19 protein-coding genes and 1 tRNA gene are annotated in these 21,647 nt (G+C 58.1%); 5 read left to right on the top strand and 15 right to left on the bottom strand.

Annotated elements, in window-relative coordinates; translation table 11 throughout:
• Window positions 1-89: 89 nt before the first annotated feature.
• From HY868_21075 to HY868_21040, 8 genes are all read right to left on the bottom strand, one after another.
• Window positions 90-1,100 carry an alpha/beta hydrolase gene (locus HY868_21075; protein ID MBI5304639.1) on the bottom strand — a complete coding sequence of 337 codons (1,011 nt, stop codon included), beginning with the start codon at window positions 1,098-1,100 and terminating at the stop codon, window positions 90-92.
• 20 nt (window positions 1,101-1,120) lie between these two features.
• Window positions 1,121-3,148 (bottom strand): glycosyltransferase family 39 protein, encoded by a 2,028-nt coding sequence (locus HY868_21070; GenBank protein ID MBI5304638.1) that lies wholly within the window; start codon window positions 3,146-3,148, stop codon window positions 1,121-1,123.
• Window positions 3,149-3,173: 25 nt separating this feature from the next.
• The gene (locus HY868_21065) at window positions 3,174-3,341 is read right to left on the bottom strand and encodes a hypothetical protein (protein MBI5304637.1); all 168 of its coding nucleotides are present in this window, start codon (window positions 3,339-3,341) and stop codon (window positions 3,174-3,176) included.
• Window positions 3,342-3,419: 78 nt separating this feature from the next.
• Window positions 3,420-4,382 (bottom strand): polyhydroxybutyrate depolymerase, encoded by a 963-nt coding sequence (locus tag HY868_21060; protein MBI5304636.1) that lies wholly within the window; start codon window positions 4,380-4,382, stop codon window positions 3,420-3,422.
• A 55-nt stretch (window positions 4,383-4,437) separates the two neighbouring features.
• A complete protein-coding gene (locus HY868_21055; protein ID MBI5304635.1) occupies window positions 4,438-5,469 on the bottom strand; it encodes a hypothetical protein in 1,032 nt (343 codons plus the stop codon).
• 9 nt (window positions 5,470-5,478) lie between these two features.
• Window positions 5,479-6,927, bottom strand: a complete 1,449-nt coding sequence (locus tag HY868_21050; GenBank protein MBI5304634.1) for a hypothetical protein — start codon at window positions 6,925-6,927, stop codon at window positions 5,479-5,481.
• 257 nt (window positions 6,928-7,184) lie between these two features.
• Entirely contained in the window at window positions 7,185-8,384 is a 1,200-nt protein-coding gene (locus HY868_21045) for an alpha/beta fold hydrolase (GenBank protein ID MBI5304633.1), read from the bottom strand.
• Between the two features lie 199 nt (window positions 8,385-8,583).
• The gene (locus HY868_21040) at window positions 8,584-10,254 is read right to left on the bottom strand and encodes a sulfatase (protein MBI5304632.1); all 1,671 of its coding nucleotides are present in this window, start codon (window positions 10,252-10,254) and stop codon (window positions 8,584-8,586) included.
• Between the two features lie 147 nt (window positions 10,255-10,401).
• Between HY868_21040 and HY868_21035 the strand changes: the two genes are divergently transcribed.
• The 5 genes from HY868_21035 (at window position 10,402) to HY868_21015 (ending at window position 14,565) form a co-directional block, all read left to right on the top strand.
• Window positions 10,402-10,475, top strand: a tRNA-Pro gene (locus tag HY868_21035).
• A gap of 117 nt (window positions 10,476-10,592) precedes the next feature.
• Window positions 10,593-12,110, top strand: a complete 1,518-nt coding sequence (locus HY868_21030; GenBank protein ID MBI5304631.1) for a histidine kinase N-terminal domain-containing protein — start codon at window positions 10,593-10,595, stop codon at window positions 12,108-12,110.
• The gene (locus tag HY868_21025; protein MBI5304630.1) at window positions 12,092-12,673 is read left to right on the top strand and encodes a response regulator; all 582 of its coding nucleotides are present in this window, start codon (window positions 12,092-12,094) and stop codon (window positions 12,671-12,673) included. The genes HY868_21030 and HY868_21025 overlap by 19 nt, the downstream gene beginning before the upstream one ends.
• A gap of 407 nt (window positions 12,674-13,080) precedes the next feature.
• On the top strand, window positions 13,081-13,707 hold the full coding sequence (locus tag HY868_21020; GenBank protein MBI5304629.1) for a DUF3395 domain-containing protein: 627 nt from the start codon (window positions 13,081-13,083) through the stop codon (window positions 13,705-13,707).
• 180 nt (window positions 13,708-13,887) lie between these two features.
• Entirely contained in the window at window positions 13,888-14,565 is a 678-nt protein-coding gene (locus tag HY868_21015; protein MBI5304628.1) for a dienelactone hydrolase family protein, read from the top strand.
• A gap of 73 nt (window positions 14,566-14,638) precedes the next feature.
• Here the strand turns inward: HY868_21015 and HY868_21010 are convergent, their stop codons facing one another.
• The 7 genes from HY868_21010 to HY868_20980 all read right to left on the bottom strand — a co-directional run bounded on the left by HY868_21010 (window position 14,639) and on the right by HY868_20980 (window position 21,549).
• The gene (locus tag HY868_21010) at window positions 14,639-15,697 is read right to left on the bottom strand and encodes an aminomethyl transferase family protein (protein MBI5304627.1); all 1,059 of its coding nucleotides are present in this window, start codon (window positions 15,695-15,697) and stop codon (window positions 14,639-14,641) included.
• A gap of 50 nt (window positions 15,698-15,747) precedes the next feature.
• Window positions 15,748-16,863 carry a polymer-forming cytoskeletal protein gene (locus HY868_21005; GenBank protein ID MBI5304626.1) on the bottom strand — a complete coding sequence of 372 codons (1,116 nt, stop codon included), beginning with the start codon at window positions 16,861-16,863 and terminating at the stop codon, window positions 15,748-15,750.
• Window positions 16,860-17,288, bottom strand: coding sequence for a hypothetical protein (locus tag HY868_21000; protein ID MBI5304625.1), 429 nt, complete (start codon window positions 17,286-17,288; stop codon window positions 16,860-16,862). Before HY868_21000 ends, HY868_21005 begins: the two co-directional genes overlap by 4 nt.
• Window positions 17,285-17,875 carry a sigma-70 family RNA polymerase sigma factor gene (locus HY868_20995; protein MBI5304624.1) on the bottom strand — a complete coding sequence of 197 codons (591 nt, stop codon included), beginning with the start codon at window positions 17,873-17,875 and terminating at the stop codon, window positions 17,285-17,287. Before HY868_20995 ends, HY868_21000 begins: the two co-directional genes overlap by 4 nt.
• Window positions 17,876-17,953: 78 nt before the next feature.
• Entirely contained in the window at window positions 17,954-18,610 is a 657-nt protein-coding gene (locus tag HY868_20990) for an HAD family phosphatase (GenBank protein ID MBI5304623.1), read from the bottom strand.
• Complete coding sequence (locus HY868_20985; protein MBI5304622.1) at window positions 18,582-19,286, bottom strand: CPBP family intramembrane metalloprotease; 705 nt, start codon at window positions 19,284-19,286, stop codon at window positions 18,582-18,584. Before HY868_20985 ends, HY868_20990 begins: the two co-directional genes overlap by 29 nt.
• Before the next feature lie 205 nt (window positions 19,287-19,491).
• Window positions 19,492-21,549, bottom strand: a complete 2,058-nt coding sequence (locus HY868_20980) for an immune inhibitor A (GenBank protein ID MBI5304621.1) — start codon at window positions 21,547-21,549, stop codon at window positions 19,492-19,494.
• Between the last annotated feature and the right edge of the window lie 98 nt (window positions 21,550-21,647).

Genomic DNA, 21,647 nt, shown 5'->3' with positions numbered 1-21,647 from the left:
CCCCAGCCCTCCCCCGTTCGGCACCCTCTCCAACTCCCCCCGCTTTCGCAGGGGGAGAGCCGAACGGGGAGGGCTGGGGTGGGGATCCACTACCTTTTCAAATGCTTGTCGAAAAAATCCGCGAGCGTCTTGGTCAACTCGGCGCGCGTCGGGTTGATCGCACCGCCGGTTGGTGCGAAACCGTGACCGCCATTTTTAACGATGACGAGCGTGGACGGCACGCCACCCGCGAGCAACTTGTCGTGCAAAATTTGCGATTGCGCCAGCGGCACAGTCTTGTCTTGATCGCCTTGCAAGATCAAAAACGGTGGATCATCTTTGGAAACGTACGTCACCGGACTTGCCTTGACCAAAACTAGATCGTCGCGCGAGGTCGAGCCGAACACGCGATTGCCAACCACTTGCGCGTTCGACGTGAACATCGCCGGCAAATCGGCGGGACCGAACAAGTCCACAACAAGTTGCACGCGCGACGATTGATCGAGGTACTCGCCCACGTCGAATCCCACGCTCGCATCGCTCGTGCCGAGCAGCGCGACGAGATGCCCGCCCGCGCTTGAACCCCACACACCAATCCGGTTCGGGTCGAGTTGATATTTCGCCGCGTGCGCGCGCAGATGGCGAATCGCGCATTTCACATCGGTGATCTGCGCCGGGAATTTGTACTGCGGCGCAAGCCGATAATCGAGCGACGCGACAATGTACCCGCGCGCGAGCAACTCGCGCGCGTCCACTCCGCCGCCGCCGCTCTTGTCGCCGCTCGTCCAGCCGCCGCCGTGAATGAACACGGCAATCGGCGTGGGCTTGTTCGCAAACGATTTGGGGTACGCGAGGTCCATCTTTAGCGCGATGCCGTCCGGCGCGCAGTACGTCACATCGCGATTCATCGCGCCCGGTCGCGTGTCTATTTCCTGGGTCACCGGCGCGCTTGGTGAGGCGACGGGCGTTTCAATCGCGCGTGGTGCGACGGTTGGCGCAACACCACTCGCGCGCATCTCAGCCGTAGGCAATGGCGCGGCAGAATCATTCCGGTTGCGCTGACAACCAGCGAACATCAAACTTGATGCAAAAAGGAAAAGGAGAATCCAAAGGCGTTTCATTTCAGTGCTCCATCAATTGGTTATCGCGGGCGCGCGCAATCGTACAACGTTTGTGCGCTGCCCGGATTCGGCGCGGGTTGGGGTTGGTTGGGCTGAACGATGCGCGCGCAATGCTCGCTCACCCAGCGCGTCAGATCGGCGTTCTGATTTGCTTGCGACGCGAGCCAAAAGAAACGCACCTCGTTCTGCGCGACGCGCGCGGACAGTTGCTCCGGCGTCAGAATTTGATCGTTCCCGCCAAAACCGCCGAGCGTCATCACCGGCTCGCCGGTCGCGAGAATGAGCGGCGCGGCAGTATTCGCGTTCATCGTCGCAACGAGAAATTTCGCGCCGCCGCGATTCGCGCGCAAGTACTCGATCAGCCGATTTTCGTTCGGCAGATTCGCCGGTCGCGAGGGACGCGTCGCGAGTTCGGGTCCGGCGAACGGCAAACCGGAATCCGCGCTCATCAACGGCGTGAACGACCACACCGTCGGCGCGATCAGCAGAGCCAGCACGCCGGCAACGGCAAACGCGCATTGCGCGATTTGAATGGCAGGATGGCGCGGCAACAGAAACAAAATCATTAACGCGCTGGAGGTGAGCGCGCCCAGTCCCATCACCACCGGCATCAACCAACCATTCCATTGCGCAAATTGCAAAAGAATGATCGCCTGGACTGCCGCCGTCGCAAGAATCGCGATGGGCAAAAAGATGCCGCGCCACTCGCGTCGCGCGTACGCGTGCCACATCGCGGCAATGCCTGCGCCGACGAGCGCGGCGAGCGCGGGCGCGAGCATTTCGAGATAGTAGCGATGAAACAAGCCGGCGAAACTGAAAAAGATGATTTGCGGAACGAGCCACCCGGACCAGAGCAACCAGGATTGGAACGTGTTGCTTGACGCGCGATGCGTGATGCGTGAATCGTGACGCGCCAAAAATAATTCGATGGCGAGCACAAGCATTCCCAGCAACGCGAGCGGCAAAAGCCAGCTGGATTGTCCAGCGAGTTGCTTGTTAAATAGCCGGAAAATTCCTGGGTCGCCGGTTTCGTTGCTCGTCGGACCGCCGCCGGGCGCGGGCGCGTTGGGCGCGGGTTGTCCGGGTTGCGGTTGGAATCGCGGGGGTTGGGCGAGTTGACCCGGCGGTGGATTGAATTGTGGTTTGATCGCCGGTTGCGCGGCTTGTGGTCGTTGCCCTGGCATGGGCGCGTTTCGCAAACCGAGCCAACTTGCCATCGCGCCAAGTCGCGCCAAGCCGTTGTGCCCGACGATCAATTCCATCTCGGTGTTATCTTTGCTGCTGCCGACGAACGGGCGTTGATCCGCCGGCGTGAGGTCAACGACGACCACCCACGCGAACGAAACAAACGCAAGCACGATGGTCGCGACGGCAAGATGTGCGACGCGCCAATACCATTTCGTGCGCGCCGCGATCAGATACGCGAGCCAGAACGCGGGTAGCACCATAAATGCCTGGAGCATCTTGATGTTGAAGCCGATGCCGACCAGAATCGCGCTCGCGAGCAACCAACGCAATTGCCCGCGATCGATTGCCAGCATCACCATCCACGCGGCGAGCAGCAACACGAACACGAGTTGGCTGTCCATCGTATTGTTGCGATTCGCGGCGATGCTGATCGGCGTCACGGTGAGCGCGAGCGCGGCGATCACGCCTGCCCACACGCCAAACACGCGCGCGACGAGATGATACAACAGCGCGACCGACAATACGCCGGCAATCGCTTGCGGCAAAAGCAAACTCCAACCGCTGAATCCAAATATCGTCGCGCTCGACGCCTGAATCCACAAACCGAGCGGCGGTTTGTCTACGGTCACGAACCCGCCGGGATCGAACGACGCGAAGAAAAAGTTGTGCCACTTCATCAGCATACTCTTTACCGTCGCGGCATAGTATAGATTTGCGAATCCTTCTTGGTCGAGCCGGAAGAAATGCAAAAAGAGCGCGAGGCAAAGAATCGCGCTGAGAGAAAAATATTGAAACACGCGCGCGGTCACGGTTGATCGCGTGATCGGCGTAATCGTTACATCATTGGCAGTGATTTCCATAGTCGCTCCGGGATGGGTGTCTTGCTTATCGCAGAATACCGCGCACGAAAACATTCAACAAGAACATTCCGACGATACACGCGAGGACCAGGAAGGCGATCAGCGAACACCCCATTCCATAGATGCGTCGTCCCAGCGGTCTGCCGCGCCACAACATCGGGCGCGGTCGCCAAAAGCGGCGTGGTCGAAACATGGCTGCTCCTTCAATACCTTCATCAGAATCCAGGTTTCTCGAAGAAACCTGGATCCTATCTCCGATTGGAAATTTGCGTTACGGTTTCGGATGTTGCTTGAAAAACTCCCACATCACATCGGTCGCGGAAATATCCGCCTTCGGATCGTCCGCCCACACCGTTCCACGCGCGCCGCGGGGCCAAGCGTGTCCGAAATCTTTCAGCGTGAACAACGTCACATCCGCGTTATTGCGACAGCTCGTGTACGATTCAGTGCTCACCTTACCGCGTTCCGATTTTTGCGCGAGCGTGTTGCATTGATTCTGCTTGACCCAGAACGACATCGCGTACGCGACCGACTTGTCCTCGCGCGGATGCGAGTCGGCTTGGATTTTTGGAACGCCTCCGTTGTACAAAACGTGTTGGTCTGCTGTGCCATGGAATGCGATCACCGCGACGGGCTGTGCGGGTTTGCATTCGACGTTGAGCGCGCCCGCGACCGGCGCGATTGCCGCGAGTTGGTCGGACAGTTCGCACGCGAGTCGGTAGGACATCATTCCGCCGTTTGAAATCCCGGTCGCGTAAATGCGTTGCGGATTGATCGGGTACTCGCGTTGCAATTGTTCGATCAGCGCGCGAATAAATCCCACATCGTCCACCGTGTTGTCGAGCGCGTAACCGCAACAGTTGCCGGCATTCCAGGTGAGAATACGATCTTGCAATCGTCCGGTTCCATTCGGATAGACGACGATGAATTCTTCCTTGTCCGCGAGCGCGCTAAACCCGGTCATACGCGCGGCGTTATCGTCGTTGCCGCCGCCGCCGTGCAAAACGATCACGAGCGAATACGAATGTTCGTCGCCGATGCCGCGCGGCAAGTGCACCGTGTACGTGCGTTCGCGTCCGGCATGGGTGAGCGCGCGGTCGTAATCACCCGGTTTGAGTAACGCGTGGTCGGATGGTCGTGTTGTCGCTTGGTCAGGTGGTCGCGTAGTCGGCGCGGCATTACACGCGGTCGCGATGAGAACAAGTCCGAAGAGAGTAATGAATGTCCTGGTCATTATGCCTCCGAAAAGTGATGCGTGGTGCGTGAGCGCGTTCGTCACGCATCACTTTTCATCGTTTGAACAACTCTTGCGCGAATTGAATCAGCGTTTGCTCCCATTGCGGGTTGGTCATTTCGGGCAACATCGGGGGTGGATTTTTTACATCGTACGTTTGATTCGGCGCGAGATTGTTGAGCCGCACGAAGGAAACACCGCCTTTGATCGCCGCGTTGATCATGTCAAGCGCGTGATTGTTGTTTGGCTGAACGTGATCCTTTTCCGATTGGACGCGTTGGTACGGCACGCGAATTTTGCCGATGAAATTCACCGCCTCGCGTTCCGCCCACCAAACATTGTCCGTGCACGGTTGCCACTGAATTCGATTCGCGCCAGTCCCGCGACAACCCGTCGTCGTATAGTTGCGATCCGCCGGACCTTCCCAGTCCATCAAGAATTTTACCGGGAGATCGCTGTAACGCGCGAGCGCGCCGCTACCCATCGTGATGCCGTACGAGTACGTCGCAATGCCGATTTGTTGTGCGTCCACTTCGGGCAACGTCGCGGCAAAGCGAACGACCGCGGCGAGACCGTCTTGTTGCTTGTGCCCGTTGAAATCTTCTTGTCCCGTACTTTTGCCGCGACCATCCGGATCGAAAATCACCGCGAGGATGCCCGCGCTTGAGAAACGCAGTGCGTCGCCGATCAATGCGTTGGTATCGGCAGTGCCGCCGGGGACGAGGACAAGCGTGGGAGATTTTTTGCCGGCGGCATCTTTGGGCGCGAACACTTGTACGTACAATTTCACGTTCGTCGTCGGATTCGTCACCGAGTACGTTTTTGCGACGCTATCGGCAAGCGGCGGCGGCGTGATGTTCGCCCCAGGTTTCGCCGGCGGGGTAAAATTCGCGCCGGGTTTGGGCAGCGGCGTCCCACCCGGTTTTTGCGCGGGCGACTGGGGCGGAACTTTCTGCGCTGGTTGTCCCAGGTTATCCGTCGCCGCCGGTTTGATTTCGGCGGGAACCGGCGTGGATTGTGGCGCGCTGGAATTGCACGCGACAACGAAAACCAGGACGAGCATTGCGCAAACAAGTGTGCGTTTCATGGATGCTCCTTATTTTTTGAGGATCACGAGTTGCATCGTGTTGCCGCCGATTTCGATCACGGCTCCCGGCGACGCGAGCGATTGAACTTGCGCGCTCGCGTCGTTCACCTGCCAGATCGTGGTCGCGCGATTTTCCGCGCCCGCTATCGAGTACGTGGTCGCCGCGGCAGTTGGATTCGCGATCAGCAACGCACTTTCGCCCGCATCGTTTTTTCCGGCGAGCATCCACAGCGAGGTGTTCGGCGCGGCGGACACATTCACGCGTTGCGGATGATCGGCGAGTTTGGTCCATAGCGAAAACGCGAGCGCGATTCGTTTCGGTTTGCCGTCCGCGTAAAACATACCATAGAACGTCGGCGCGTCCAGCGCCGGATCGGGACCGCGATAAAACGTCGCGACCGCGACGCCGTTTTGTTGCATCGCGATCCACGCCGCGGTGAGAATCGCCGCGCCTTGTCCGCTGGTGCGCAGCGCGGTTGCCTCCGCGCCTTTCATCGCGTCGGATTTGGTCTGGGTGTTCCACTCGGTGACGTGTTGCGCCGTCTTGGTAAATCCGCGCGCGTCGAGTTCGCGGCGATAAAATTGCGCGGCGTTCGCCCAATCGTTCGGATCGTTCGAGTACATGTGCCAGGAAAAGAAATCGAGCGGCGCGTTCTTCTGTCTCACGTAATCGAGAAAATCCTGGGTCCACTTTTTGCCCTGCGGCGCGAGCGCGCCCGCCGGCGTCAATCCCGGCGCGCCGACGATCAGATCGGGGAAGGTTTGCTTGAGCGCGCGCGCGGTCTCGTCGTACAATTGGAAATACTCTTGCGCCGTGCGCGGCTTGCTCCAAAATTGCTGATTGTCCGGCTCGTTCCAGATTTCGACGTAGCGAAACTGGGTCGTGAATCCATTCCACTTGCCTTCGCGATAATGCCGAATCACCGCGACTGCCGCCTTGACCCAGTTCGCGCGTTCCTGCGCGTTCGCCGGCGGCTTGGCGTTATTGTACGAATCGCCGAGGCGCAAGTACGGTTCGAATCCACCGTTCACGATGGCGCGCCATATCGCATCGCTCTTGGTGAAATCGTACGATTTTTGATCGGCGGGATCGCGCGCGCGATCGGGATACATCACCGCCATGTCAAGCGGTCCGTAAAAATCGTGCGTGCGAACCAGGTTGACGCCGATTTGTTTGTACGCGTTCGCCAGGTCAGCGTTTTTCGGATCCGACCCGGCGGGCACAGGTCCGATGTTCACGCCAAGCAAGCGATTGATCGGCGCGTCCATCGCCGCGCCTAGCGTGATCGTAACCTGCGCGCGCGCGGCGATGCGAGTTGCCGTTGGTGTATTGGATTGCGCGCGTAAATTAGATGATGCGGTCGCTGTCGGCGTTGGCTGCGCGGTCGGCGTTGGTGTGGGGACGCACGCGGTCGCGATGAGAACAAGTCCGCTGAGAGCAAGGAATGTCCTGGTCATTGTGTCTCCGTCGAGTGATGTGTGAGGCGCGATGTGTGACGAACGCGTTTATGGTTCACGCAACTCGCAATTCGCATTTCGCATTTCCCACGACAACTCTTGCGCGGATTGTCTCATCCGCAAATGAGAGCGACCTGAGTCGCGTGTAATCGGCGCGTAAATTTCTTGTTGCCGCTTCGTCAATTCACATACTATGCAGAAGGGGCGTTCAATTGAACGCCCCTACGAAACGATCCGCAAGATTTGTCAGCCCGGCGTTATCGGGCGAACAACTCTTGCGCGTACTTGATGATGCGCGATTCGAGTTTGCGGTCTTGAAGTTCGGGCAACATCGCGGGCGGCGCGGCAGGATCATAGATTTGATTTGGCGAATCGTCGTTCAAGCGCACGAATGGCAGTTTAGCTTGCGCCGCCGCGTTGACCATCGCGAGCGCGTGCGAATTGTCCGGCTGAACGTGATCTATTTCGGATTGGATGCGCTGGTACGGTACGCGCACCCTGGCAATAAAATTCACGGCTTCGCGCTCGCGCCAGAATCCTTCGTCGGCGCACGACTGCCATTGAATGCCGCCCGGCGTATTGGCGCGACAACCCCCGGTCGTGTTATTGCGATTCGCCGGACCTTCCCAGTCTATCAAAAATTTCACCGGCACATCGGGATGGCGCGCGAGCGCGCCGGTTCCCATCGTAATGCCGTACGAGTACGTGACGAGTCCGATTTTTTTCGCATCCACCTGATCCAGGGTCGCGACAAATCGGAGAATCGCGGCGAGACCGTCCTGGTGCGCGCGCCCGTCATAGTTTTCGACGCCGCTACTCTTGCCGCGTCCATCGGGGTCGAACACGACGACCGCGAATCCGGCATTGGCAAACGTTTGCGCGCGATACGGCAAATCAGTAAAATTGTTGCTCGCCCCGATTCCACCCGGAACGAGAACGAGCGTCGGCAACTTGCCGCCCGTGTTTTTCGGCACGATCAGTTGGACGAACAAGTGCGCGTTGCTCATCGGATTCGTCACCCAGTACGAATTCGGCGCGTCAGCGGATTGCGGCGAGGGAACCGGTTTGGGTGTCGCGCGCGCGGTTTTCACGACTACTTGCAACGCGAGTTTCGAACCACCTTCGACGGATATTTCGTGCGCGCCCGCGGTCGCGTCTGTCGGCACCGTCATTTGCGTTTCGCAATGATTGCTCATGCAATTGAGCCGCGCGACCGGCTTGCCATCGAACACCAGTTGCCAGTCGCGCGCGGATTCGTTGTAACCACTGGGCGGCGTGAAAAGATATCCGCCTTTGCCGATCACGCGCACCACCTCGCCGGGCGCGGCTTGGGTCGGGGCGAGTTCCGTCAACGTGGGTGGAACCGGTGTGAGTGGAGGTAAGGTGGTCGGCGCGCGGGTGGAGGTCGCGCACGCCGTCGCGATCAAAACCAGGACTAGGAGAGCAAACTGTTTCATACGCGATCTCTTTTCACCCTATCTTCGCCACACGCGGATTTTGTTTGGCAATTCTGGAAAATTAGACTTTATCGGAAACAACTTTTACCTCTCGCCAAGACGCAAAGCACGCAAAGAATCATCTTAAAAAAACTTGGCGTTCTTGGCGGCTTGGCGAGAAAGGTCTTATTCCCGATAATGTCTATTGCCCTACGATCCGTTACTTGAACAAGACGTTTTCGGTCGTGCGACAATTCGCGCCCGCGCACGTCGTCATCTGCTTGAGCCGCGCAGCGAGTTGAGTCAACAAGGCAGCGTCCGCTTTTGCCGCGAGGTTCTGCAATTCGTACGGATCGCTTTTGATATTATACAACTCTTTTTCGCCGGTGACATATTCGACATAGAGATAATCGTTTGTGCGCAGACCGCGATACGATGGCACGCCGAGCGGCGCGCGGTTGGCGGCAGTCGGCGTCGCCGCCTCCTCGTCATCCGCGTCCGGCGGTTCGAGCAACTCGGGCGGTGTGTTGACCACTTGGCGCGCGGCGCGCGTTTGAATCTGCGAAGTGATCAAACCATTCTCGACGAGGAAGCATTGTCGCCATTCGCGCGGCGGATTGCTCCTCCACAATGCCGCGAGCGAACGACCATCCACAAAACCTGGGGCAGTCGCGCCCGCAAGGTCTGCCCAAGTCGGCGCGAGGTCAATGTTGCCGGTCAAGTAGTCGAGCGATTTGCCGGCGGGTACGCCGGGTCCGCGCACGATCATCGTCACGCGAATTTCTTCTTCGTACGGCGCGACCTTGCCGGTCAGCTGGCGATGATTGCCCAGGTGAAAACCATTGTCCGATGTGAAAAAGATGTACGTGTTGTCGAGTTGCCCGGTCGTCTTGAGCGTGTTGACGAGTGTTTCGATCATGTCGTCCACCGCTTGCAACGATTGCAAACGCTTACGATAGTCCTCGGTCAAGCGCGTGATTTCACGCGCGGTCAGTTTGGAACGATTGCGGATGTACGCCGGTTTGTCGCTCACATCGTCTTCGTTAAAATTCGCCGAGCGCGGCACGGTGACATCGAGAAACATTTTTTCGTGGCGCGGCGCGGGCGTCGCCGGACCGTGCGGTGCGTACACCGACACGTACGCGAAAAATGGTTTCCCGTCTTTGGCTGTTCGCGTAATGAAATCCGCGGTCTTGCGCGCGTACACATCGGTGCCGTAATCTTCCGGCTTGTTGCCGTATGCAACCTGTTTGCCGGTTTCGTTCAAGGTATAGTTGTATTCGCCGTACGCGTTCCCTTTCATCGCGCTGTACCATTCCGTCCAGCCCGGCGGAATATACATCAAGTTGGAACGATCCGGATATCCGTTCAGATATTTGCCGGCGAGCATCGTGCGATAACCCGCGCTCTGCAACCACGTCGCAATCGTGGATTGCTCTTCGCCGAGTTGGAAAAATTTTTGAAATCCGCCGGACGGCGGCGTGTTGCCGAGAATCTGGGTGTTGTGCGCGTACTGTCCGCGCAAAATTTCGGTGCGCGAGGGACAGCAGAGCGGCATGTTGATGAAAAAGTTGGTGAATGTCGTACCCTGGTCGGTCATCAACGATTTGAGTTTGGGCATGAAGGGAATGGACGCCGCGTCCAAATCGTCGGTGAGAATGAAAATGATGTTGGGTTGTTTAGTTGGTTGGTTGGTTGGTTGGGTAGTTGGGGTGCTGGGTGGTTGGGTAGTTGGATCGTTGGCGCGGACGATGGTTGGCGGCGCAACCGTTGGGCTTGCCGGTTGGCTCGTCGGTAGGGCGGTTGGCGCGAGTGGTTGCGTAGGCGCGCTACACGCGGCAAGAGCTGTGATCACGATCAAAACCGAAACAGCGAATAGTGGGTTCTTCATTTTTTTCTCCCGATGAGTACGAGTCTTTACGCGTCACTCTATCTCTACACAATGAAAGACAGATGAATCATTTGCAAACACCGTGTAAAATTCCGTGTCGTTTATTTGCCAAATCAACCACTCTTTGCTATAATCGTCGGCGGAAATCGGGGCGTAGCGCAGCCCGGTAGCGCACTTGTATGGGGTACAAGTGGTCGGAGGTTCAAATCCTCTCGCCCCGACACTCCTAGTCTTGGATGCCTCCCCTCAGCGCCGAGAGGTCGCATCTTGGACTCGTAAATGAAAAGTCGAGGCGCATCACCTCGGCTTTATTTTATTCCAAACCGTTTGTAGATGAAATGGGACAAATAGACAGCGTAGTCCAAGTCCAGGAATCCAAACCGCTCACCCGCGATGACACGATTTTGGCGAACAGCGCGCGTGTGATTCCTCTGCTCGCCGACCTGAGTCGCGCGGATATTTTTCTCGGCGCGTTGCGCGGCAACGCGCGCGTCGAAATCCTCGCGCAGGCGCGACCGCATTCGGTCGTGCCGATTCATCGCGAGACGCTCGCCGGCGGCGACTTGAATCGCGCGAACGCGAACGCGCTCTTTCGCGCCCTGACCGAACGACAGTACATCCGCACACAGCGCGATTACGCGATTTCCGATCACACATCGTCCGAAGGCGCGCTCGCGCCGGTCGTCCAGGAAGCGTACCCGATCGAGAATTCGACCGGCAAAGTGATCGGCGGTTTGTTGATCGAAACGAACCTGCTCGAAAGCGAACGGCTCAAACGGCGCAGCGAGTTTTTTCAGCGCGGACTCAGGTTGTTTCAACAGATGACTCTGCGCGGCGAGCCGCTGGGCATCGAAACGCTCGCGCCGTTCGGCGAACACGACGGCATTTTGTTGATGGACGCCGAGGGCGTGATTCGTTACATGAGCGGCATCGCAGTGAATTTGTATCGCAACATCGGCTACGGCGAACCGCTCGCCGGCAAACTGCTCAGTTATCTCGAAATGCACGACGACGAGTTGGTGAGCCGCGCGATCAAAGAACGCACGTGCGCGCAACTCGAAATCGAAGAGCGCGGGCGCACCTGGATTAAAAAGGCAATTCCGCTTGTGCGGTACGAACGCGGCGCGCTGTTCAGCGGCACGCGCGCGCAACCCGCCGGCGCGTTTCTGCTGATTCACGACGCGACCGACGCGCGGCGTCGCCAGCGCGAACTGCTCGTCAAGACGACGATGATCAAAGAGATGCATCATCGCGTCAAGAACGACTTGCAAACCGTCGCGTCGCTATTGCGGATGCAATCGCGCCGCATGCAGACGACCGAAGCCAAGGGCGCGCTCGGCGAAGCGGTCAATCGCATTCTCAGCATCGCGGTGATTCACGAATTCTTGTCGGCGCAAGATTCGCGCGTGATCAATATTCGCGAGGTCGCGCAACGCATCTTGACGCAGATGCAAGCCGGCGTTCTCGATCCGGCGCGCCATTTCGCGCTGCAACTTGCCGGACCGAATATGTACTTGCCGGCGCGCCAAGCGACGAGTTGCGCGCTCGTCATCAACGAGTTGTTGCAGAACGCGTTGGAGCACGGCTATGATGCGCGCGCGGAAGGCGGCACGATCTCGCTGACCTTTCACGACGACGGCGATGCGGTGCGGATCGTCGTGCACGACGACGGGCAAGAACTGCCGCCCGGTTTTGATCTAGAACGACTCGATTCGCTCGGTCTGCGAATCGTTCAAATGTTAGTGACCCAGGACCTCAAAGGTCAATTCGATATGACAAGCGACCATGGCGTTTCCGCCATCGTGCGCTTTCCCAAGATTCCGCTTGGAGGCGAAGAATGGAACGAACCCGAGTAATCATTGCCGACGACGAATCGGTCATTCGCACCGACTTGCGCGAGATGCTCACCAATCTCGGCTATTTGGTCGTAGGCGAAGCCGGCGATGGCTTGAGCGCGGTGAATGCCGCGCGTGAATTGAAACCAGATGTCGTGATCATGGACATCAAGATGCCGGACATGGACGGCATCGAGGCGGCGAAGCTGATGACCCAGGAAAAGATCGCGCCGGTGTTACTGCTCACCGCGTACAGTCATCGCGATTTGGTCGAGCGGGCAAAGGAAGCCGGCGTGGTCGGCTATCTCGTCAAGCCGTTCCGCGAACAAGAGATCGCGCCGGCGATTGACATTGCGCTCGCGCGCTTTCAAGAGTTCCGCGAACTCGAAAAAGAAATGGGCGGGCTGAAGGAAACGCTCGAAACGCGCAAGTTGGTGGATCGCGCCAAGGGCATCTTGATGGATCAACAAGGATTGACCGAGCAAGAGGCGTTCCGCAAGATTCAAAAGATGAGCATGAACACGCGCAAGCCAATGAAGGACATCGCCGAGGCGATCATCCTGGCGCAGGAAGCGAAGACGTAACAATGAGAGACCCATCAGGTTTTGAAAACCTGATGGGTCTTTATCGTTTGAGACGAAAACCGAATCTGGTTTCCCGCACCTTCGAGTGCGGGAAGCAAGGCAATTCGAGCGTGAAAAAATTGCTTCACGTCAACCAGAATGTCGTGAAATATAAGTTTCGCGATGGGCGATTTCCGTTTGAATGTCCTGGGATGGCAAAGGTGGGTATTCAGATAGCCGATAGAGTGGACGCCCATCGCGAAACATACGCCGCCCAACAGCGCGCGCGGGAAAGCGCGTGACACCAGGACGTCGAAGCGCGCGCGCCGTCGTGCGGCTCTAACGTTTCCAGACATTCCGCTTGTTCAAGAGTCGCGTGACTCCACAGCCGTGATTTGCAAATACCTATTCATTACGAGGCAACTACCATGACAGAGATTTCTCCAGAAGCATCGTTTCAACCTGTGATCGAACGCATCAAGGAAAGACTGCGGGAAGAGCGGGAGACCTTTGACCAGCATAAAGCACATGAGAACCGCTGGTTTCTTCTGCGGCTAGTCATGGGATACTCATCGGTTATTCTCCTGACAGGAATCATGATAGTCTCATCATACATACTTTTCAACTTTGCATCCTTTTCAATTACGGTTGTTTCCCTTGCAGGGGCTGCTCTATTTGCCGACACACTTGGGCTGATAATCAGCATATGGAAAGTTGTGTTCAATCCTGATTTCATGACGAAGCTTGCTCCCATAACTCAATTAGAGGAAGCAGAAGCCAAATTCCTCGAAACCCCGACGGCTCCTTCAGCGAAAAGTGACCTCGCCATTCTTTCGGCAAAATATGGAGCGAACAACGGCTGGATGGATGTTGCCCCCGTGCTGCGAGCAAAGATAAAAGATGGCAAGCTTCAAATAAGTGTAACTAACGAAGAGCTTGGGGGTGATCCTACGCCAGGCGTAGTAAAGAAACTAGAAGTGACCTACGTTTATCGTGGACAAACCTATTCCAAGACAATACCTGAAACCGAAATGTTGTCGCTACCAGAACCATGATTCCGTGACGATAAGACTGAACATCTGGAAACACCTGCCCGCCGATTCCGCCACGTACGCGCCTTTTGGCGTGTGTGGTTTGCGCTGGCAAACGTGCTTGCATTTCGCAAGACACATTGCGGCGGGATCGGCGGGTGGTAACGTACGACACGCCTTTCCAAAGAGATAGGAGTGACACGAATGAGTCAAAAGAAATCGCAACCACCTATACGGAACAGTGCGAACTACTACCTTGTCAAGCCAAAGTCTGGAAAAGGCAGGCAGGTATTGGTTTTGCACGCGTGGTGGGGCTTGAATGAGTTTATCAAGGATTTCTGTAACCGTCTGGCGAAAGAAGGTTTTGTTGTGCTTGCGCCCGATTTATATCACGGCGCGGTGGCTTCAACAATCGAACAAGCAGAGAACCTCAGCTCCAATCTCAAACAAGATGTCGTCGCGAAAGAAATCACCCAAGCCGCGAGGCAGCTGCAAGCCATCAGCGGAACAAACACGCGCGAGATTGGGGTTATTGGATTTTCGCTTGGCGGGTATTGGGCACTCTGGTTAGCCGACCAGAAGCCCAATCCGGTTGTCGCGACAGTTGTGTTTTATGCCACCCGAAACGACGACTATGCTCAAAGCCATTCTGCCTTTCAGTTTCATCTTGCAGAGACTGACGATTACGAACCAACTTCAAAAGTCAAGAAACTTGAGAAGAGTCTCCGTGTAGCAGACAAGCCAGCCGAATTCTATTCTTACGCGGGCACTACGCATTGGTTTTTTGAGCGTGACCGAGCAGATGCTTACCATGCCGAATCCGCGAAACTGGCGTGGAATAGAACTGTAGATTTTCTCAAGGTGCATGTCAGCGAAATGTAGAGCGCGAGCCAGATGCGCGGCAGCAAACACGCGCACGCGGCTTGCTGAGTAGTTACATCGGTCTTTGGGTCGTTCATTCCGACATCACCACCGTCGCGTTCAGTCGCCCCTCACCGCGCGCGACTTGGACGCGCGCGCCATCTTGCGCGATTTCTCGTCTTGTGTAACCAAACGCGAGCGGCGCTTCGCGCTCGAACGACCAGACGGCGCTCGTGACCCAGCCGATTTCTTTGTCTTCTGCGAAAATCAAGTCGCCGCGTTCGGGCACGGTTTCACCTTCGATTTGCATCCGCACGAGCAAGCGATTGACGTGTCCGCGATTCTTGATGCGCGCGATGACTTCTTGCCCGGTATAACACCCCTTGTTCTCGGCGATGAACGCGTCGAGTCGCGCTTCGGGTGCGAGCATCGTCTCGTCAAAATCGTCGCCGAACCACGCAACCCCGGCTTCGATGCGCGCGACGTTCAGCGCGTCAAAGCCGATGGGCGCGGCAGTCCGCGCGGTCACCAAATCGTAAAAGATTTCGGCGTGCTCGCGCGGCACGAGCAGATCGTACCCGCCGAAGCCCGCGCGCGGATTTTGGACGACGATCAGTTCCTGGTCGAAGAATTTCATCGCGAAGAATTGGTACGGCGCAAGTTGGAACATGCCGCCGAGTGTTTGGTGCAACGCGCCGGGCGCGTTCGCGCCTTGCAGTGTGAACACCGCGTACGCGTCGCTCACATCGGTCAGCGTGACCTTTTCCCGAAAGATCGCACGCTGTAAATCACGTGCGAGTTTCGTTTTTGCAGACGCGCTCGTGTACAACAACAACGCGTCGTTCAGGACAAGCACGACAAAGTCCGCGGCAATGTGACCTTTCGCGTTGAGAAGCAAGCCGTACGCGCCATTTCCTGGCGCAATCGCTTGAACATTCGGCGTGACGAGTTTGTGCAGCCACGCGATGCGATCCGCGCCTTCGACGCGTAGCACGCCGAAAGGCGGCAAGTACGCGACGCCGGCTTCGCGCAGTGCGGCATAGTCGTTCGCCACATCGCCGAAATCGCGCACGAGTGTCGCGCCGTCGCGTTCGAAAAATCGCGCGCCGAGTTTTGCAAATCGTTCGTTCAGTGTTTCCATCATGCTAAACATTTTACCACAAAAATAAATTGTCGGGGCGATGCCTGCATCGCCCCGACATTCTACGATTCCACCTTGCCCGTTTCCGATGACTCTGTCGCCGGCGCGGGCGGCGGCGGAGCCGGCGGTGTGGGCGCAACCGGCGGCGCGGGTGGAGTCGGCAGCGTTGGCGTCACGGTTGCCGGCGCGAGCGATGGATACGCGCGCGTGCCGAATCGCGTCAGGACGACCGCACCCAGTCCCATTATCGCGACGATCAAACCGGCGAGCCAGCCAATGATCGGTGCGGCGCTCAGCAATGCGAGCAAGAATACTCCGACTACCGCCGCGATTACAACATTGTCCGCCTGGCGCACATGCAACGCATTCATCACGCGTTCGCCGACCAGCCAGCCGAGCGCGACCCAGCCCACGAGCGTCGCGATGATGATCGCGAGCCAGACGAACACCGCAAAGGGTATACCGCAAATCGTAATCACCAGCAACAACGACAGTACGATCACAGCGATCCAGGTCAAGCATCCCACACCCAGACTCGGCAGAGCCGAACCTTGCGCGACCTGGGCAACTTGCTTCGTTTGCGAGGGCCAGAACGCGACCGTCAACGCACCAACCGCCGCGAGCGCAATCACACCCAGGACAACACGGACAAACCCAAAGAACACGTTGATCGGGTTAGCAAACCAATTGTAGCTAAACGGCGTCGGCGGCGTCGGGGCGCGCGGTGGGGTGATGCCCGATGTCCCGCGCGAAACAGTGCCGCGCACGACCGCACCCTCTTTGCGATCCAAGTTGCCGCCAATCGGCGCGACGTTGCCGCCGATCACCGCGGTAGATTCGAGCGTGATGTTGCCGCCGAACACCGCGACATCACCGAGCACCTCGCCAGCGATGTCGAGATTGCCGCCGAACACAACGATATCGTTCTGCACAACGGCTTTGTCTTCAATCACCACATCGCCGCCGGACGAAACAATATCGCGGCGAACTTGCGCGCCACTCTGGATCCGCGCGCCACATCCAAACAATAACACGCTGTTCACTGTCTCGTCTGCGCGAATCACGGTCGAGCCGCTCGTACACACACGGTCGCCTGCGCGCGATCCCTGCGCGAACGCCGGCGTCGCCGCGAATGCCACGAACACCAACATTACCAAAACCACCAAAATGCGTTTCATCGTTTTTCCTCCTGCAATGAAATGGAGGCGAACCTTGGAAAACCGATTGCCACGCGCGTCCACACCATCGTCATCGTCAACGCGATCAACGCGTACGCGACCCAGACCATCTCGTTGACGTTGCGCGTGATGGTCGTCCCGGCAATCCGGAACGCGTCGAGTACACCGCGCGCGTTCTCGAACACCGCCACGAGCGCCGTGATGCCTGACGCAACCGTACCGGCTTGGTCAGCCAGCGCGAACACCCATGCCGCGACTGAAACCGCGATGAGTGCGAACACAACGAGCGCCGCGACGACGAGCACAATTACGCCGATCACCGCACGGCGGCGCGCGCGCGCGCGTTCGTACGCTTCGATGCGCGTCATCACCCGCGCGGTAAAACCGGGCGTAGGTGACAACATGGTTTTGCGGGGAGTCATCATCGTTGACCTCCTGGGACGCGGAGCAAGGGTGCGTTGACGGAATCCGTCGTGTTCATCCAGGCGCGGGCGAGCACATGGCGCGCGCGGTGCAGTTTCACTTTGACCGCACTCGCCGAATCGCCGGTCGTGCGCGCAATATCTTCGATGGACTGGTCGTGCCAGTAGCGCAAGACGACTGCGAGTCGGCTCGGCGGCGCGAGTTGATCGAGCAGTTCCACGACCGCGCGTTCGTCCTCGTGACGAAACAATTCGTCGTCGGGCGTCGGCGCATCGCTCGGCAACACATCGCCTAGCGCATCCTCGTCGAGCGAAAGCCACTGGAGTTTGCGCCGGCGACGCAAGCGGTCAATGCAATAGTGCGCGTCAATCGAAAGCAGCCACGTCGCGAACTTGTCTTCGAGACGAAAACTTTTCAATTGCGTGTACGCGCGCAAGAAGGTTTCTTGCGCGGCATCTTCCGCGTCGTTTGGGTTGCCCAGCATCCGGTGCGCTAAATTGTACACCGGCGTCTGGTACTGTTCGACCAACTGCGCGAACGCGTGTTGATCGCCCCGTTGAGCGCGCTGGACGAGCACTGTGTCTTCCAACGTTTACCTCACCCCTACTTACGCACAAGGAGGAAAAAGGTTACAAGAGGACAGACGACGAATAACCGACGACCGCCGTCAAATCCAATCCATCACGCGATACAGACTGTCTACCCGCGCGTCCGCGTGTGATAAATCTTGATGCGCGGTGTACTGGTTCGGCACTGCAATGGCGCGCATCCCGGCGGCTTTGGCGGCGGTCACGCCGGTCGCGCTATCTTCGAGCGCGACACATTGCGCGGGCGCAACGCCAAGACGTTCCGCCGCGCGCAAGTACACATCCGGCGCGGGCTTGGAACGCGGCACATCCGTTCCCGCCACCACCGCGCGGAAACGCGGCGCGATGCCCAGCCCGCGCAAAATCGTTTCGACTTGTTGACGCGGCGAGCCGGACGCGACGGCAAGTGGAACCTCTCTCGCGCACAACTCGTCAAGCACATCGAACACGCCGGGCATCGCGATCAGATTCGCCGGGTCGGCGATCAGGTCTTCGTAGATCGCTTCGCGTTGCGCGAGCACCGCGTCCGGCAACATCGGCAAGTTGAATCGTTCGATCAACCAACGCGTGTTGTCGGCGACCGGGATGCCCACAAAATATTTGCCGTACTCTTCGACGGTGAACTCGTGCTGAATGCCGTGATGCGCGAGAAACAAGGAGAACGCGCGTGAATGCAACGGTTCGCTGTCCACCATTAAACCATCGAGATCAAGAATGACTGCCTGGGTCTGTGTCATAATTCTCCAACCAAGTTTTATCGCGCGCCGCCCACGCGATTTGCCAGAGGTTGATCGCGTAGTGCGCGAGAAACGGCGCGAGCAAACTCGACGTGAGCAGAAACAAAATCGAAAATAGAAACCCGAGCGCGGCGGCGACGATCATGCCGAGCGCGCCTTGCGACACGTGCATCGCGCCGAACAACACCGACCACGCAAGCGCGAGCGCGAGCGGCGGCGCGAACGCCGCGAATCCGCCGAGCAAGAGCGCGCGAAACAAGAACTCTTCGAGCAGAACCGCCGTCGCGAGCGCGAACGGAATCGCAAACCACTCATCGCGCTGACGCGGGAGCACGCTCAACACGACGACCGGCGAATAGATGCGGCGTCCAAAGCGTGCGATCGCGCCGCGCGTGATGATGGGTAAACTGAACGCGCCGATCAAACCCGCCGCCAAACCGAGGACGACATCGCGCGCGAAATCGTGCGTTTGCCAGCCGAACACCGCGGACGGTTGTTCGCTGATCAATGCCAAGCCGAAACAAATCACGATGAGGACGACGCGCAACATATTTTCCGCCGGCATCAGCAAGAGGTTCTGTTCGAATTTTACGGCGCGCAAAACTTGCGCGGTGCGGTACGTCGCCCACGCGAGAAAAGCAAGGAGCAAGAGCGTGCCAATGCTAAAAATGATCATGGTGAAATCCAGTACGTAGTTTGGCAAGACCTTCCAGGTTTTGGAAACCTGGAAGGTCTGCCCGCGCTGCTGACATTGCCAAAGTAGAAAGCAGGGGCACACATGCACCCCTGCTTGTGACTCAACAGCTTGCCGGTCGCGCGCGGGAACTGCCGTTATCACGTTCGCGCGCCGGAATCATAACACACTCTCACGATGCGGTCAATTATTTCGGCGCGACGCCGAATTGGTACTCGGTTGGCTCGGTCGTCGTCGGCGCGAACGCCGCAATCACGAGCGTCGCCTTGGTAACATCCTTGCCGAAACCGGCAATCGTATAATTGCCGCGATTCTGCGCGTCGAGCGTCACGCGTTTGACGCGCGTCGTCGCGCCTTGCTCGATCACTTGCACGATGTACTTTTGCGGCAACACATTGTCGCTCCGCAGAAATCCCTTGGCATCCCAGCCGCTCGCGCCGCTCTCGATCGTATCGGTGAACGCGGCTTCCGGAATCGTGATGTCGTCAATCGCCCAGCCCGGTGTGTTGTACGCGTCGTCGGTGATGTACTCGAATCGCAATAACACGCGCTTGCCGGCATACGCCGACAAATCCATTTCTTCTTGCGTCCACTGCGCGGGCAACGCGTCATCCTTGACGCCGGACTTACCGGTCAATCCCGCGCCAAAATTCGCGCCATTCAGATTGGTCGTCACCGTGTTCTTGCCCGGCAAAATGTCCCAGGTTTTGCCGCCGTCGCTCGACACCTCGACGTAACCGTAATCGTAATCCTTCTCGATATCGAACCAGGTCCAAAAGCGCAGCGTCGCCCTGCCGGATACGCGCGTCAAGTCCACCTCGCGCGTCAGCGTCATGTTCGCCAGGTCGGCGCGATTCGAGTACCACACCCACCTGCCGCTGTGCGCGTCCGCCGCGATCAATTTCGCCGTCGTCGTGCCGGTGAAATAGACCGTCACATCGCCGACCGCGGGTTGCAGTGTAAAGTAATTTGCCGCGTACTCGCGTTGTTGATTCGTCCGCACATCCGGGTACGCATTCAACACCGGCTCGCGCGTGATGCGAAACGCGCCTTCGGAGGGATGCGCGTACTTGTTGCCGGCGACGCCGAGATCGTTGACATAGTTGGCAATCGCCCAGTCGGCGAACAACTCGTCCACGCGCATTCCATTCGCGCGGCGATCCAGCATCGTTTGCACCGCGCCGATCCCTTCCCGCGGCGCGAGCATCACATCGCGAATCGCGTCCGCTCCAAACCGATCGGCAATGTATCCGAAAAAGATGTACGCCGCACCGTAATGCGCCAGCGCGTCCTGCCCGGTTGCCCAGGTATTCAACTGAGTATTCGGGGTGCGCCCAAAATTATTGATCACACCGCCAACCGGATAACCGTTCACTTTGGTCGCGAGTTGCGCCATGCCTTCGTCAATCCAGCCCGTCGCGTAACGCGCTTGATAGTGATGAATCAAATGTTGAAATTCGTGCGCGAGGTCGGCTTGGTATTCCGAATCACCCGGCTTGACCGCGTCCGAGTTCATGAAAATGATGTTGCGCTGATTGCTGTATTGAGAAATCCCAATTGGGTGCATGTCCACACTGCTAAAGTAACCGGCGGCATCTTGAAAGCGCGCGTTCAAAATGTGAATCCGCGAATCGCCGTCCAACCCAGCTTTTGGCGAGCCAAAATATTTTTCATTCGTCGGATAGATTTTTGTGTCGAAGACGTCGGCGGCGCGTTTCAGCGCGACAAGATCGGTCGTGATGCCATCTTCGACCCAGACGTAGGCGCGTTGCGAAACGATCTGCAACGTCGCCGGCACCGTGCGATATTTGCCGGTCGCCATATCTTCGCTCACAAAAAAGTTTTCGCGCTGACCGACCTGACGCAAGCGCGCGACCGGCGTCGGTACGGGCGTGAGCAACGTGAGATTCTTGCGCAGGCGCGGCGTGATCTCGTACAAATTGCGCGATGGAATCAGCGTGCGGTCGAGCGCGGTCGCCGTGTCAATGGACACCGCCACGAGCGGTGTCACCGGCGGGACGCGCGTCGCCGTTGGCGCAACAAGCGTCGGCTGATTGGGCGGCGGGATCGTCGGCACGATCACCGGCGTCCGACGTTCATCCAGAATCAATCGCGTCGCCGTCGCGCGCGCGATATTCGTCGGCGTTGCTTGAGACGCGAACGAAAAACCCCACACGCCGATGCCGGCAACGACCACGCACACACATAACAGGACAACGATTGCCCAAACAAGTTTTCGATTCATCCATTCATCTCCCTCGGAGCGCGCCAATTATAGCACATCTGAAAACAAAAAGGCAGACACGGCGTATGATACGCGTGTCTGCCTTTTGAATTCGCGCG

The sequence above is a fragment of the Chloroflexota bacterium genome (assembly GCA_016219275.1).
Classification (GTDB): Bacteria; Chloroflexota; Anaerolineae; order UBA4142; family UBA4142; genus JACRBM01.
Note: the sequence above shows the minus strand (reverse complement) of the source record. Positions and strands in the feature narration are given on the sequence as shown.

Coding starts and splice junctions, on each gene's coding strand:
- HY868_21075 (MBI5304639.1), bottom strand. CDS start 1,100: ATGAAACGCCTTTGGATTCTCCTTTTCCTTTTTGCATCAAGTTTGATG.
- HY868_21070 (MBI5304638.1), bottom strand. CDS start 3,148: ATGGAAATCACTGCCAATGATGTAACGATTACGCCGATCACGCGATCA.
- HY868_21065 (MBI5304637.1), bottom strand. CDS start 3,341: ATGTTTCGACCACGCCGCTTTTGGCGACCGCGCCCGATGTTGTGGCGC.
- HY868_21060 (MBI5304636.1), bottom strand. CDS start 4,382: ATGACCAGGACATTCATTACTCTCTTCGGACTTGTTCTCATCGCGACC.
- HY868_21055 (MBI5304635.1), bottom strand. CDS start 5,469: ATGAAACGCACACTTGTTTGCGCAATGCTCGTCCTGGTTTTCGTTGTC.
- HY868_21050 (MBI5304634.1), bottom strand. CDS start 6,927: ATGACCAGGACATTCCTTGCTCTCAGCGGACTTGTTCTCATCGCGACC.
- HY868_21045 (MBI5304633.1), bottom strand. CDS start 8,384: ATGAAACAGTTTGCTCTCCTAGTCCTGGTTTTGATCGCGACGGCGTGC.
- HY868_21040 (MBI5304632.1), bottom strand. CDS start 10,254: ATGAAGAACCCACTATTCGCTGTTTCGGTTTTGATCGTGATCACAGCT.
- HY868_21030 (MBI5304631.1), top strand. CDS start 10,593: ATGGGACAAATAGACAGCGTAGTCCAAGTCCAGGAATCCAAACCGCTC.
- HY868_21025 (MBI5304630.1), top strand. CDS start 12,092: ATGGAACGAACCCGAGTAATCATTGCCGACGACGAATCGGTCATTCGC.
- HY868_21020 (MBI5304629.1), top strand. CDS start 13,081: ATGACAGAGATTTCTCCAGAAGCATCGTTTCAACCTGTGATCGAACGC.
- HY868_21015 (MBI5304628.1), top strand. CDS start 13,888: ATGAGTCAAAAGAAATCGCAACCACCTATACGGAACAGTGCGAACTAC.
- HY868_21010 (MBI5304627.1), bottom strand. CDS start 15,697: ATGTTTAGCATGATGGAAACACTGAACGAACGATTTGCAAAACTCGGC.
- HY868_21005 (MBI5304626.1), bottom strand. CDS start 16,863: ATGAAACGCATTTTGGTGGTTTTGGTAATGTTGGTGTTCGTGGCATTC.
- HY868_21000 (MBI5304625.1), bottom strand. CDS start 17,288: ATGATGACTCCCCGCAAAACCATGTTGTCACCTACGCCCGGTTTTACC.
- HY868_20990 (MBI5304623.1), bottom strand. CDS start 18,610: ATGACACAGACCCAGGCAGTCATTCTTGATCTCGATGGTTTAATGGTG.
- HY868_20985 (MBI5304622.1), bottom strand. CDS start 19,286: ATGATCATTTTTAGCATTGGCACGCTCTTGCTCCTTGCTTTTCTCGCG.
- HY868_20980 (MBI5304621.1), bottom strand. CDS start 21,549: ATGAATCGAAAACTTGTTTGGGCAATCGTTGTCCTGTTATGTGTGTGC.